This is a genomic window from Klebsiella sp. BDA134-6 (genome assembly GCF_015601345.1).
GTDB classification, from domain to species: Bacteria; Pseudomonadota; Gammaproteobacteria; order Enterobacterales; family Enterobacteriaceae; genus Klebsiella; species Klebsiella grimontii.
In genome coordinates this window covers 1,403,142-1,415,498 of sequence record NZ_CP064784.1, presented here as the reverse complement: position 1 = coordinate 1,415,498, position 12,357 = coordinate 1,403,142, and the positions used below count along the sequence as shown (strand labels likewise).

The window sequence follows — 12,357 nt, the reverse complement described above, 5'->3', positions numbered from 1 at the left end:
TTATCAAGAAGATAACGCTAATGTAGCACAGTTGCTTATCAGGGGATGGAGGAGTTATTTGAAAACCACCCGGCTTTTACATTCGCTGGAAAATCAGCTTGCGGAACTGGCCGATCAGGTAGCGCCGATGGCGAATCACGCGACCCTCAGCCCGCGTTTCGATCGCCAGTTGTTCCGAACCCGAAGCACGCAGATGCAGGCTTATCTTGATGAAGCCAGAAGTCGCTTTACGGAATTAAAACAAGCGGTCGAGCACCAGCAGCTGGCGCAGGTTGCCTGGCTGGCGGAACAGCTTGTGGCCCAAATCGCCGCAATTAGCCGGGAAACGGCGACCTGGTCATTACGTGCCTGGGATAGCGCGTCGCCAACGCTTGGCCGCTGGCAGCGGCGACGGATACAGCATCAGGAGTATGAACGGCGCCTGCTGGCCATGCGCAACGATCGCCAGAGACGGCTGGCGCAAGCCATCAGCCTTGATGATCAGCAACGGCTGGCAAAGGAAGTTGAAGCCTATACCGGGCGCCTCGCCCGCTGTCGCGATGCGCTGGAAAAAATTGAAAACAGGCTGGCCCGCCTAACACGCTAACTGGAGGTAGAAGTATGTCGCTGGAAAATGCGCCTGACGAGATCAAGCTGGCGGTCGATTTAATTATGCTGCTTGAGGAAAATAAAGTCCCAGCGCAAACCGTGCTAGCCGCGCTGGAAGTTATCCGTCGTGACTATGAAAACAAAGTAAAAAGTGCGGAAGAAGCCTCGCAAAACGCGCCTGAGTAGTCTGTTGGCGGATCGGTAGGGGTGGCAGAGTCATCGCCTGCCCTTTACCACAACGGATAGATGCTCATGGAAAGATTCTCACGTACGCCGCACGATGCCATTTTTCGTCAAATGCTGACCCAGAAAGAGGTCGCTCGCGACTTTTTACAGCTTTACCTTCCCGCGCCGTTTTTAAGTATCTGCGATCTCAATACGCTGCAGCTGGCGTCCGGCAGCCTTATCGAAGAGGACCTGCGATCCAGCTACTCCGACATTCTCTATTCCCTGCAAACGAGGCACGGGGCTGGGTATATCTACGCGCTGATTGAACACCAAAGCTCGCCGGATAAGCTGATGGCTTTTCGCCTGATGCGCTATACGCTGGCGGCCATGCAGCGCCACCTTGACGCCGGCCACGAGACGCTGCCGCTGGTGGTCCCAATCCTGTTTTATCACGGCACCGTCAGCCCCTGGCCACATACGCGCAGCTAGCACCAACTTTTTGACCATCCTGAGCTTGCCGGCGCGCTGTACGGCGGCGATTTTCCGCTGGTGGACCTGACCGTTATGCCAGATAATCACATCCTCCGCCACCAGCGTATGGCGATGCTGGAACTGTTGCAAAAGCATATCCGCCAGCGCGATCTGGCCGAACTGCAACCCATGCTGATTACGCTACTGGCGCAAGGATATCTGACGGAAAATCAGATCAATACCTTAATCCGCTATATGCTGCAGGCGGGATCCACGGAAAAACCCAGGCCACTCATTCGCGAACTGGCGAAGCAGTCGCCCAGGCACAAGGAGCTCATGATGACGATTGCCGAATGGCTGGAAGAGAAAGGTCGTAAAAAAGGTAGAAAAGAAGGAAGGCTGGAGGGGCGTAAAGAAAACTCGCGCAGCATTGCCCTGAAAATGCTCGCCAGCGGGCTGGATCCAAAGATGGTGATGGAGCTGACCGGCCTGAGCCAGGAAGAACTCTCCTCGCTCAGCCATTAAAACCTGCGGGGCGGCATCCCCGCCGCCCCATTATGCTTAGCCCATCGTCGGCGAGGCATCGCCGCCTTTATCACGCTTCACCTCTGTGACTTCATCGCCTTTCTCATTGCGCAGATGAACTTCAAGCTGGTTAAAGGCAATATCAATACTGTTCTCGCGACACAAACGATCGATAGCGCGGTTAAGCTCATCCACCGCGTAGCTGCGATCGCGAAGTTCACGCACGTACAGGCGCAGTTCATGATCGAGCGTACTGGCGCCGAAGGTGGTAAAGAAGACCGCTGGCGCGGGCTCTTGCATGACTTTCGGATGCTCATGCGCGGCCTGGAGCAGCACTTCTTTAACCTTATCCAGGTCGGAACCATAGGCCACGCCAAGGCGGATGACCACGCGGGTGACGGTGTCGGATAGCGACCAGTTGATCAAGCGTTCCGTCACGAAGGCCTTATTCGGGATAATGACCTCTTTACGGTCAAAATCGGTAATGGTCGTGGCGCGAATACGGATTTTGCTGACGGTACCGGAGAAGGTGCCTATGGTCACCGTATCGCCAATACGCACCGGGCGCTCAAAGAGAATAATCAAACCGGAAACAAAGTTACCGAAGATCTCCTGTAGGCCAAACCCTAAACCAACCGACAGGGCGGCTGCCAGCCACTGAAGTTTGTCCCACGAGACGCCCAACGAGCCAAATACCGTCATCGCGCCAATAACAATAATGGCGTAATTAAGGATGGTCGTAATCGCATACGACGCCCCCTGGCGCATATTGAGTCTCGATAGCACCAGCACTTCCAGTAGGCCCGGCAGGTTGCGAATTAACGCCCAGGCGACTATCGACGCGACAATCGCGAACAGCAGGCTGCCCATGGTGACGCTTTTCACGGCGCTGACGCCGGCTTCCGTACCGTTGTAATGCCACAGCGTAATACTGTCGAGATAGGCGAAGACGGTGATCAGATCGGACCAAATCGCCCAGAAAAGCACGGCAAACAGCGCAATCATCACCAGCATCGTAATACGCAGCGTTTGCTGGTTAACCTGCTCCAGGGCAATGGTCGGTTCTTCCTGGGGTTCGGCCCCTTCAGCGCCCTCTTTAACCAGATGCTGACGGCGCGCCAGCGCACGGCGCCAGGCAATACGCCGGGCGGCCACGCTCAGGCCGCGCAGAACGGTCTGATAGAGCAGGTTCCACAGCATCACCAGATAAACGGTTTCAATCCAGCGGCCGGCAAGACGCAGCGTGGTGTAGAAGTAGCCGGTTGCCGTCAGCACCATCAGGGCGATAGGAACAATCGATAGCACGGTGACCGTAATAAGGCGCAGGCTGTGGGATTCTTTATCGCGCCAGCTCTCGCGGCACATCGGCAGGACAAGCACCGCGATCAGCAGCAGGTTGAGGAAAATCACAAACTGCCCGAGCACGTCATCCATCAGATGAAGCGGCGACAGCTCCGACATCACGGACCAGAAATTCAGCGGCAACAGGGCAAGGCTTACGCGGACAATCTGCCGCCGCCAGTGGCTGGTCAACTGCGAAGGCATATTAAAGTGGCTCACCGCCACACCGTCTTTTTCCAGCACCTTCCAGCACAGGCCAAACACCAGCCAGAACAGCGCCAGCTTCTTGCTGTAGGCCCACAGCAAATCGCTGATATTCAGCTGCATCGTCAGCAGAATCAGACCAATGGCCAGAATCAGCAGCACCACCGGCAGCGCGCGGATCAGATCGATAAGAATCGCTTTCGGCGTGTGGAGCTGAGTATCATTGCGCAGTTGCCCCACCTGTGAAGCCAGCTTCGCCTGATACGCTTTAAGCCACTGCAGACGCCAGCGAATAAGCCCAGCGATCAACAGCAGCGGCAGCCCGGCAAGGAAAGCGATAAATACCGCAGGCCAGGCCTTTTCCCAGTTTACGGTGATTTTCATCGCCTTAAACTGCCCTTTCAGCGCTTCCGGGAAGGATTTAACCCATTCCCAGTCCATCGGACGGTTGCTGTTTACCCAAAAAATCTGCTGCGTCAGAATGGCTTTCAGGTTGGTCGACACGCTCATTAACTGCTGCTGGTTGATCTGCAGGTTAATCGCCATCATCAGCTGGTTACCCAGCTGTTTGTTAAACTGATCGAGCAGTTCACGGCGCATATCAACGATCTCGAGAAGCGCGTCATGCACCTCGGAATTCACCTCGCTACTATGCCCCTCCTCCAACTTCGCGACGTACGCATCGCTCTGGAACAACGCATCACGCTGCTGGTTAACCTCAAACTGCTCGAGGCGCAGGTCAGCGATGCGGTTCGTCATATCGCTCAGCTCCTCCGCAGAGGGCAGCGTTTGCTGCTGCTGATAAAGGATACGCGACAGCAGCAGGCTGCCTTTCAGCACGGAGATCTGCTCTTTTATGTCACGCTCGGATTGCAAAGCGCGATCGAGCCAGGTCTTCACTTTGATATTGCGCTGAACCAGCTGATTACCATTTTCCGTCGCTGAAATAAGCCTTTCGCTAAGCTGGTGGTTAATATCCAGCTCCTGCTTCACCAGCGGGTTGGCCTGAATACGCGCCGTTTCGTCCGGGGACACGGCTTCCTGCGCCGTCTTTTCCGTCAGCGTCAAGCGCTTGCTATTCACCGCTTCCTGCAATAGCTGCAGCTGGTGTTCCAGGCGATTACTGTAGGCGGTGATGTAATCACGCTGCTTTTGCAGGGTATCCTGCAGCACCGTGTTGCCTTCCAGGCTTTTGCGCTGCTGGTCTATCTGCGCATTCAGCAGAGCCTGCTGCGCCAGCAGTAAATTCTGCTGGGTAGGACGCAGCGTCTCCTCGCCCGTCGAGGTGCCATTCAGACGATTACGGATCTGCTGCAGCTGCTGCGAAGCGGAATACATCGCATTCTGCACGCGTTCCGGCTGCGTCTGTAGAGAAACGAGCTGGCTGTTGTAGGTTGCCAGGTCGTTCTGCGCGTTTTGCAAATCGTCCAGCGTCTGGGAGACGCGCGCTTCCAGCTGACGTAACGATAACGTGCTCAGCGTTTTACGCGTCGCCTCATCATCGGGTACATCGCTTAGCGCGTTGAGGCTATCGATAGCCTGATTCATTTTCGCTGGCGCCTGAGTCACCTGCTGACGCAGTTGCGTCGTTTCCGTCTTAATGCGTTCGATTTTATCGAGGGTTTCCAGGGTCTGGGTCAGGTCCTGCTGAACCAGCTTGTCCTGCGGGGTCAGATCCTTTTGCTTACTCAGCATCGTGAGCTGGCTTTGGACCTCAGAACGTTCAGGTAAATCAGCCGCCAGCGCCGGGTTAACGCTAATACAGCCGATAAAAAACATCAGGGTAAGAACAACAGCGGATATGGCGTTTCGCCAACGGATAGTATGCAGCATAGTGTTAACATGAGTGATTGCAAAAGCCGGAGAATACCGGGGATCGTCGCAGCGCGAAGAATAGCACTTCTGTTATCGCGCGAATAGCGGCGGACAGCAGGAAAAATGTTCCTGATGCCCGCAAGGAGACTTAAGCTTCCCGTTCTTCACAACCGCGTAGGGAGGGACAAAATTGATACATTTCAAGCAGCGTTTCGACATAAGCCCGCGCTTCTTTTCGCAGATCGAAGGCGTTGGGCGCCAGCAGCCAGTTTTCCATCAGGCCAGAAAGGTAGCTGCGCATTAAAATCGCCGCCCGGCGGGTCAATAAATTCGCGGGCAGCATCTTCGCCGCAATGCACTCTTTTAATGTTTGTTCGATACGATCGTAGCTATCAAGGCATAAACTTCGCTGTGCTTCCTGCAACGTGACCATCTCACCGACGAATTCACATTTATGGAAGATGATTTCCATCATCAGGCGGCGGCGTTCCTCTGTCACAGTTGCTTCAAGGATATACACTAAGATCTCTCTGACAACTGACAGTGGATCGTTGGGGAATTTTGCCCGATACTCAACTTCGAGATCGTTGATGTTGGCTTCTGAAAGTACCCATATTTCATTAAATAAATCTGATTTATTTTTGAAATGCCAATAGATAGCGCCCCTCGTCACACCGGCCTCTTTTGCAATTGCGGCCAGCGAGGTGGATGATACCCCTTGCTGCGAAAACAAACGCAGAGCAACATCCAGAATATGTTGCCGGGTCTCAAGCGCCTGTTGTTTGGTTTTTCGTGCCATAGGTCGATGAGTTTATAGAGGTTACGTTTACATACATTTATGAATGTATGTACCATAGCATGACCATAATAGAAACACAGCAGTGGGTTTGTGGTCGATTGAGCCACTGAACAATTTGAAATTGGACACTCGAGGTTTACATATGAACAAAAACAGAGGGTTAACGCCTCTGGCGGTCGTTCTGATGCTCTCAGGCAGCTTAGCGCTAACAGGATGTGACGACAAACCGGCTCAGCAAGGGGCCCAGCAAATGCCGGAAGTCGGTATTGTGACGCTCAAATCCGCTCCTCTACAAATTACTACCGAACTACCAGGCCGTACCAGCGCTTATCGCGTTGCGGAAGTTCGTCCTCAGGTCAGTGGCATTATTCTTAAACGTAACTTCACTGAAGGGAGCGATATCCAGGCAGGCGTATCTCTTTATCAAATCGATCCGGCGACCTATCAGGCCACGTATGAAAGCGCGAAAGGCGATTTAGCCAAAGCGCAGGCGGCGGCAAATATGGATCAGTTGACGGTTAAACGTTATCAGAAACTGTTGGGCACTAAGTACATTAGCCAACAGGATTACGATACTGCCGTGGCGACGGCTCAGCAGAGCAACGCCGCCGTGGTCGCCGCCAAAGCTGCAGTTGAAACCGCGCGCATTAATCTGGCCTACACCAAAGTCACCTCGCCAATCTCCGGCCGCATTGGTAAATCCGCCGTCACGGAAGGCGCTCTGGTGCAAAACGGGCAAACCACCGCGCTGGCGACCGTGCAACAGCTGGATCCTATCTACGTTGACGTGACGCAATCGAGCAACGATTTCCTGCGTCTGAAACAAGAGCTGGCCAACGGCAAGCTGCAGCAGGAAAACGGTAAAGCGAAGGTTGAACTGGTCACCAACGACGGTCTGAAATACCCGCAGAACGGTACGCTGGAGTTCTCTGACGTCACCGTTGACCAGACAACCGGTTCTATTACGCTGCGCGCTATTTTCCCGAACCCGGATCACACTCTGCTGCCCGGCATGTTCGTCCGCGCACGTCTGGAAGAAGGTGTAAATCCTGATGCGTTGCTGGTTCCTCAGCAGGGCGTAACCCGCACTCCACGTGGCGATGCCAGCGCTATGGTTGTCGGCGAAGGTGATAAAGTTGAAGTTCGCCAGATTACCGCCACTCAGGCTATCGGTGATAAATGGCTGGTCACCGAAGGGCTGAAAACGGGCGATCGCGTCATCATCACCGGTCTGCAGAAAGTCAGACCAGGCGTACAGGTTAAAGCGCAGGAAGTCGTTTCTGACGATAAACAGCAAGCCGCAGGCAACGCTCAGTCAGAACAAACCAAGTCTTAACTTAAACAGGAGCCGTTAAGACATGCCTAATTTCTTTATCGATCGCCCCATATTTGCGTGGGTGATCGCCATTATCATCATGCTGGCTGGGGGGTTGTCGATCCTCAAATTGCCGATAGCGCAATATCCAACGATTGCGCCGCCGGCAATTTCCATTACAGCCATGTACCCCGGTGCCGATGCTGAAACCGTGCAGAACACCGTGACCCAGGTTATCGAACAGAACATGAACGGTATCGATCACCTGATGTACATGTCTTCCAATGGCGACTCCACCGGTACAGCAACCATTACGCTAACCTTTGAATCAGGTACCGATCCGGATATTGCCCAGGTACAGGTGCAGAACAAGCTGGCGCTGGCGACACCGCTGCTGCCGCAAGAAGTTCAGCAGCAGGGTATCAGCGTTGAAAAGGCCTCCAGCAGCTTCCTGATGGTTGTCGGCGTTATCAATACCAACGGCACCATGAATCAGGATGACATTTCTGACTATGTCGCCGCCAACATGAAGGATGCGATTAGCCGTACCAGCGGCGTCGGTGACGTCCAGCTGTTTGGTTCCCAGTACGCCATGCGCATCTGGATGGATCCGAACAAACTTAATAACTTCCAGCTGACGCCGGTTGACGTTATCAGCGCCCTGAAAGCGCAGAACGCCCAGGTTGCAGCAGGACAGTTAGGCGGTACGCCGCCGGTGAAAGGTCAGCAATTGAACGCCTCCATCGTGGCGCAGACCCGTTTAACCAATACTGAAGAGTTCGGCAATATTCTGCTGAAGGTCAACCAGGACGGTTCCCAGGTGCGTCTGCGCGACGTCGCGAAGATTGAGCTGGGCGGTGAAAACTATGACGTTATCGCGAAGTTTAATGGTCAGCCCGCATCTGGTCTGGGTATTAAATTAGCAACCGGCGCGAACGCGCTGGATACTGCCAACGCCATTCGTGCCGAACTGAAGAAAATGGAGCCTTTCTTCCCTTCAGGCCTGAAGATTGTTTATCCGTATGACACCACCCCATTCGTGCAGATCTCCATTCACGAAGTGGTGAAAACGCTGATCGAAGCAATCATTCTGGTGTTCCTGGTTATGTATCTGTTCCTGCAGAACTTCCGCGCAACGCTGATTCCGACTATCGCCGTGCCGGTCGTATTGCTGGGGACGTTCGCTATCCTCGCGCTGTTCGGCTTCTCGATAAACACGCTCACCATGTTTGGTATGGTGCTCGCCATAGGCCTGCTCGTGGATGACGCCATCGTGGTGGTGGAAAACGTCGAGCGTGTGATGGCCGAAGAAGGACTACCGCCGAAGGAAGCCACGCGTAAATCAATGGGCCAGATTCAGGGCGCGCTGGTGGGTATCGCGATGGTGCTTTCCGCGGTGTTTATCCCGATGGCCTTCTTCGGCGGTTCTACCGGTGCGATTTACCGTCAGTTCTCGATCACCATCGTTTCCGCAATGGCGCTGTCGGTACTGGTGGCATTGATTCTGACCCCGGCGCTCTGCGCCACGATGCTGAAGCCCATCCAAAAAGGCAGCCATGGCGCAACCACCGGCTTCTTCGGTTGGTTTAACCGTATGTTCGATAAGAGCACGCATCACTACACCGATAGCGTAGGCAACATCCTGCGCAGCACCGGTCGTTATCTGGTGCTGTACCTGATCATCGTTGTCGGCATGGCCTGGCTGTTCGTTCGTCTGCCAAGCTCGTTCCTGCCGGACGAAGATCAGGGGGTATTCCTGAGCATGGCGCAGCTGCCTGCGGGCGCAACTCAGGAGCGTACCCAGAAGGTTCTGGATGAGATGACCGATTACTATCTCACCAAAGAGAAAAATAACGTTGAATCGGTATTCGCCGTTAACGGCTTTGGTTTCGCGGGTCGTGGGCAGAACACCGGCATCGCGTTCGTCTCTCTGAAGGACTGGAGTCAGCGTCCAGGCGAAGAGAACAAAGTTGAAGCGATTACCGGGCGCGCAATGGGCTATTTCTCACAGATTAAAGACGCAATGGTGTTCGCCTTTAACCTGCCGGCAATTGTTGAACTGGGTACCGCAACGGGCTTTGACTTCCAGCTGATCGACCAGGCAGGGTTAGGCCATGAAAAACTGACTCAGGCTCGTAACCAGCTCTTTGGTATGGTTGCGCAGCATCCTGATGTCTTAAGCGGCGTTCGTCCAAACGGTCTGGAAGATACTCCGCAGTTCAAAGTGGATATCGATCAGGAAAAAGCGCAGGCTCTTGGCGTTTCTATCAGCGATATTAACACGACGCTTGGCGCAGCATGGGGTGGTAGCTACGTCAACGACTTCATTGACCGCGGTCGTGTGAAGAAAGTGTATATCATGTCTGAAGCGAAATACCGTATGCTGCCGGAAGATATCGGTAACTGGTACGTACGCGGTAGCGATGGACAGATGGTGCCCTTCTCCGCCTTCTCGACTTCACGCTGGGAATACGGCTCACCGCGTCTGGAGCGTTATAACGGTCTGCCATCGATGGAAATCCTCGGCCAGGCGACACCGGGTAAGAGTACCGGTGAAGCGATGAACCTGATGGAAGAGCTGGCGGGTAAACTGCCTGCAGGCATTGGCTATGACTGGACCGGCATGTCTTATCAGGAACGGTTGTCAGGCAACCAGGCACCTGCGCTGTACGCCATCTCGCTGATTGTCGTCTTCCTGTGTCTGGCTGCGCTGTATGAAAGCTGGTCGATTCCGTTCTCGGTAATGCTGGTCGTTCCACTCGGGGTTGTGGGTGCGCTGCTGGCTGCCACCTTCCGCGGATTGACCAACGACGTTTACTTCCAGGTTGGTCTGCTGACGACCATTGGCCTGTCGGCGAAGAACGCGATACTAATCGTTGAATTCGCCAAAGATCTGATGGATAAAGAGGGCAAAGGTCTGATTGAAGCAACGCTGGAAGCCGTTCGTATGCGTCTGCGTCCGATTCTGATGACCTCGCTGGCGTTCATCCTTGGGGTCATGCCGCTGGTTATCAGCTCCGGCGCAGGCTCCGGCGCGCAGAACGCCGTTGGTACTGGCGTAATGGGCGGGATGGTGACCGCGACGGTTCTGGCGATTTTCTTCGTGCCAGTGTTCTTCGTGGTAGTCCGTCGCCGCTTTAGTAAGAAAAATGAGGATATTGAGCACAGCCATCCGGTTGAGCATCATTAATCTCTCTTCACAGGGCCGCATACGCGGCCCTTTTCTTTTCCCTGATTTAAAGCGCACGGATTGTTATTGTTTGTTTTATAACCTGAGATATAATATTTAATGATGAGTCGTGGTGCTTATCTCCGTTTTTCTCTGCGACTTTCCTTCCCGCTCACCCTAACTCAGAATATTCTCAATCACTGACTTTATGTATGGTTGTCTTCGTATAACGGCAAAACGCAGCGGCTAACTTGATGAAATATAAGGTCAGTATTCATTTTTACCGATCGGGTTAACGGCACGATATAATAAAGACCGAGGCATTGAAGATAAATGGACGCTGATAATTGTAATTTTTCGTAATAGCACGATGAAATCTTTTTAAGAGTGGATTATAGTTAAACAGCAAGATTACAATGTATGTGTCAGGTCTGTTAGTCGTGTTCATCCCACAACGGTCGTTTAAACCACTCAAAAGGGGATGCGTTATGGACGAATACTCGCCAAAAAGACATGATATTGCGCAGCTTAAATTTCTCTGCGAAACCCTGTATCATGACTGTCTTGCAAACCTGGAAGAGAGCAACCACGGCTGGGTTAATGACCCAACTTCGGCTGTCAATCTTCAACTTAATGAATTGATCGAGCACATTGCCGCGTTCGCGCTTAATTATAAAATTAAGTATGCTGAGGATAATAAGCTGATTACTCAGATTGACGAATATCTGGATGACACTTTCGTCTTGTTCAGCAACTACGGCATTAACAGTGCGGATCTGCAGAAATGGCGCAAATCTGGCAATCGGTTATTCCGCTGCTTTGTCAACGCCAGTCGGGAAAACCCGGCCAGTCTTTCTTGTTAGTATTATTACAATCAAAAGGTGGATTTATGTCTGATAAAACATTAACCAAAATAGACTATTTGATGCGCTTACGACGCTGTCAGACAATTGATACGCTGGAGCGCGTAATTGAAAAAAATAAATATGAACTTTCCGATAATGAACTGGCGGTATTTTACTCAGCGGCCGACCATCGTCTTGCTGAGCTGACGATGAATAAACTGTATGACAAGATCCCACCTTCAGTCTGGAAATTTATCCGCTAGTTTATTTCAAATGAAAGTCATACATCTCGTGTCGAAAACACCCCGCTTTGGTGATGAGAATAAGTGTGACTGTGCTCACAGATGTTGGCTTAATGCAAAGATGAAACCGGTTTCTTTTTATACTATGGCGGCCTGACGATAAGGAAATAAGGGAAGCGTCCATGAGTGAAGAGAAACAAAAAATGATTGCCGGCGAACTATATCTGGCAGGTGACGCCACGTTGAAAGCCGATCGCCTGCGGGCCAGGCAACTGTTGCACCGCTACAACCATTCGGCGCCTGAAGAACATGAATTAAGAAAAGCATTATTGTCTGAACTGCTTGGGCACGCGAGTGATGCGTATATCGAACCCACCTTTCGCTGCGACTACGGCTACAATATCTCCTTCGGCAAAAATTTCTACGCGAACTTTGATTGCGTCATGCTGGACGTCTGTCCGATTCATATTGGGGATAACTGCATGCTGGCGCCGGGCGTACATATTTATACCGCCACGCATCCCCTTGACCCCGTCGACCGCAATAGTGGTCAAGAGTACGGAAAACCCGTCACCATTGGGCACAATGTATGGATTGGCGGGCGGGCAGTAATTAATCCTGGCGTGGCTATCGGCGATAATGCCGTGGTGGCTTCGGGTTCCGTGGTAGTGAAAAATGTGCCCGCCAACGCCGTCGTCGGCGGAAACCCGGCACAGATTATCAAAATGCTGGAGAGCGAAAAACGGTAACTGTTATGCTTTTCTGCAACCAATCTGTTACTTTCCCCATAGATTTACGCAACATAAAATAGCCCTCAGGCTGAGCCCGATTTGTCACGCCTGCATACGGGCTCATGGCAGAATTTGGGGAATAAG

10 protein-coding genes and 1 pseudogene are annotated in these 12,357 nt (G+C 52.8%); 8 read left to right on the top strand and 3 right to left on the bottom strand.

All coding sequences use genetic code 11. The features are described 5' to 3' along the window. Positions 1-58 precede the first annotated feature (58 nt). The 3 genes and pseudogenes from priC to IYV58_RS06500 all read left to right on the top strand — a co-directional run bounded on the left by priC (position 59) and on the right by IYV58_RS06500 (position 1,752). Positions 59-586: a primosomal replication protein N'' gene (priC, locus tag IYV58_RS06510; protein ID WP_112165799.1), complete on the top strand. Its 528-nt coding sequence runs from the start codon at positions 59-61 to the stop codon at positions 584-586. Positions 587-600: 14 nt separating this feature from the next. Beyond that, positions 601-774 (top strand): pleiotropic regulatory protein RsmS, encoded by a 174-nt coding sequence (gene rsmS, locus IYV58_RS06505; RefSeq protein WP_123828391.1) that lies wholly within the window; start codon positions 601-603, stop codon positions 772-774. Positions 775-840: 66 nt separating this feature from the next. Next, positions 841-1,752: pseudogene (locus IYV58_RS06500) on the top strand (Rpn family recombination-promoting nuclease/putative transposase). A gap of 36 nt (positions 1,753-1,788) precedes the next feature. Here the strand turns inward: IYV58_RS06500 and mscK are convergent. Continuing rightward, positions 1,789-5,130, bottom strand: coding sequence for a mechanosensitive channel MscK (mscK, locus tag IYV58_RS06495; protein WP_142469152.1), 3,342 nt, complete (start codon positions 5,128-5,130; stop codon positions 1,789-1,791). Between the two features lie 130 nt (positions 5,131-5,260). Beyond that, a complete protein-coding gene (gene acrR, locus IYV58_RS06490) occupies positions 5,261-5,911 on the bottom strand; it encodes a multidrug efflux transporter transcriptional repressor AcrR (protein WP_004129917.1) in 651 nt (216 codons plus the stop codon). 142 nt (positions 5,912-6,053) lie between these two features. Between acrR and acrA the strand changes: the two genes are divergently transcribed. The 5 genes from acrA (at position 6,054) to maa (ending at position 12,231) form a co-directional block, all read left to right on the top strand. Beyond that, positions 6,054-7,247: a multidrug efflux RND transporter periplasmic adaptor subunit AcrA gene (gene acrA / locus IYV58_RS06485; RefSeq protein ID WP_004129915.1), complete on the top strand. Its 1,194-nt coding sequence runs from the start codon at positions 6,054-6,056 to the stop codon at positions 7,245-7,247. Positions 7,248-7,269: 22 nt separating this feature from the next. Continuing rightward, positions 7,270-10,416 (top strand): multidrug efflux RND transporter permease subunit AcrB, encoded by a 3,147-nt coding sequence (gene acrB / locus IYV58_RS06480; protein ID WP_004129913.1) that lies wholly within the window; start codon positions 7,270-7,272, stop codon positions 10,414-10,416. A 467-nt stretch (positions 10,417-10,883) separates the two neighbouring features. Further along, positions 10,884-11,258 (top strand): Hha toxicity modulator TomB, encoded by a 375-nt coding sequence (tomB, locus tag IYV58_RS06475; protein WP_004129911.1) that lies wholly within the window; start codon positions 10,884-10,886, stop codon positions 11,256-11,258. A gap of 26 nt (positions 11,259-11,284) precedes the next feature. Further along, a complete protein-coding gene (locus tag IYV58_RS06470) occupies positions 11,285-11,503 on the top strand; it encodes an HHA domain-containing protein (protein ID WP_004099646.1) in 219 nt (72 codons plus the stop codon). 161 nt (positions 11,504-11,664) lie between these two features. After that, positions 11,665-12,231, top strand: coding sequence for a maltose O-acetyltransferase (maa, locus tag IYV58_RS06465; protein WP_087828754.1), 567 nt, complete (start codon positions 11,665-11,667; stop codon positions 12,229-12,231). Here maa and IYV58_RS28255 read toward each other — a convergent pair. Next, positions 12,203-12,337 (bottom strand): hypothetical protein, encoded by a 135-nt coding sequence (locus tag IYV58_RS28255; protein WP_224326009.1) that lies wholly within the window; start codon positions 12,335-12,337, stop codon positions 12,203-12,205. The genes maa and IYV58_RS28255 overlap by 29 nt on opposite strands. Between the last annotated feature and the right edge of the window lie 20 nt (positions 12,338-12,357).

Coding starts and splice junctions, on each gene's coding strand:
- rsmS (WP_123828391.1), top strand. CDS start 601: ATGTCGCTGGAAAATGCGCCTGACGAGATCAAGCTGGCGGTCGATTTA.
- acrR (WP_004129917.1), bottom strand. CDS start 5,911: ATGGCACGAAAAACCAAACAACAGGCGCTTGAGACCCGGCAACATATT.
- acrB (WP_004129913.1), top strand. CDS start 7,270: ATGCCTAATTTCTTTATCGATCGCCCCATATTTGCGTGGGTGATCGCC.
- IYV58_RS28255 (WP_224326009.1), bottom strand. CDS start 12,337: ATGAGCCCGTATGCAGGCGTGACAAATCGGGCTCAGCCTGAGGGCTAT.
- IYV58_RS06470 (WP_004099646.1), top strand. CDS start 11,285: ATGTCTGATAAAACATTAACCAAAATAGACTATTTGATGCGCTTACGA.
- maa (WP_087828754.1), top strand. CDS start 11,665: ATGAGTGAAGAGAAACAAAAAATGATTGCCGGCGAACTATATCTGGCA.
- acrA (WP_004129915.1), top strand. CDS start 6,054: ATGAACAAAAACAGAGGGTTAACGCCTCTGGCGGTCGTTCTGATGCTC.
- tomB (WP_004129911.1), top strand. CDS start 10,884: ATGGACGAATACTCGCCAAAAAGACATGATATTGCGCAGCTTAAATTT.
- mscK (WP_142469152.1), bottom strand. CDS start 5,130: ATGCTGCATACTATCCGTTGGCGAAACGCCATATCCGCTGTTGTTCTT.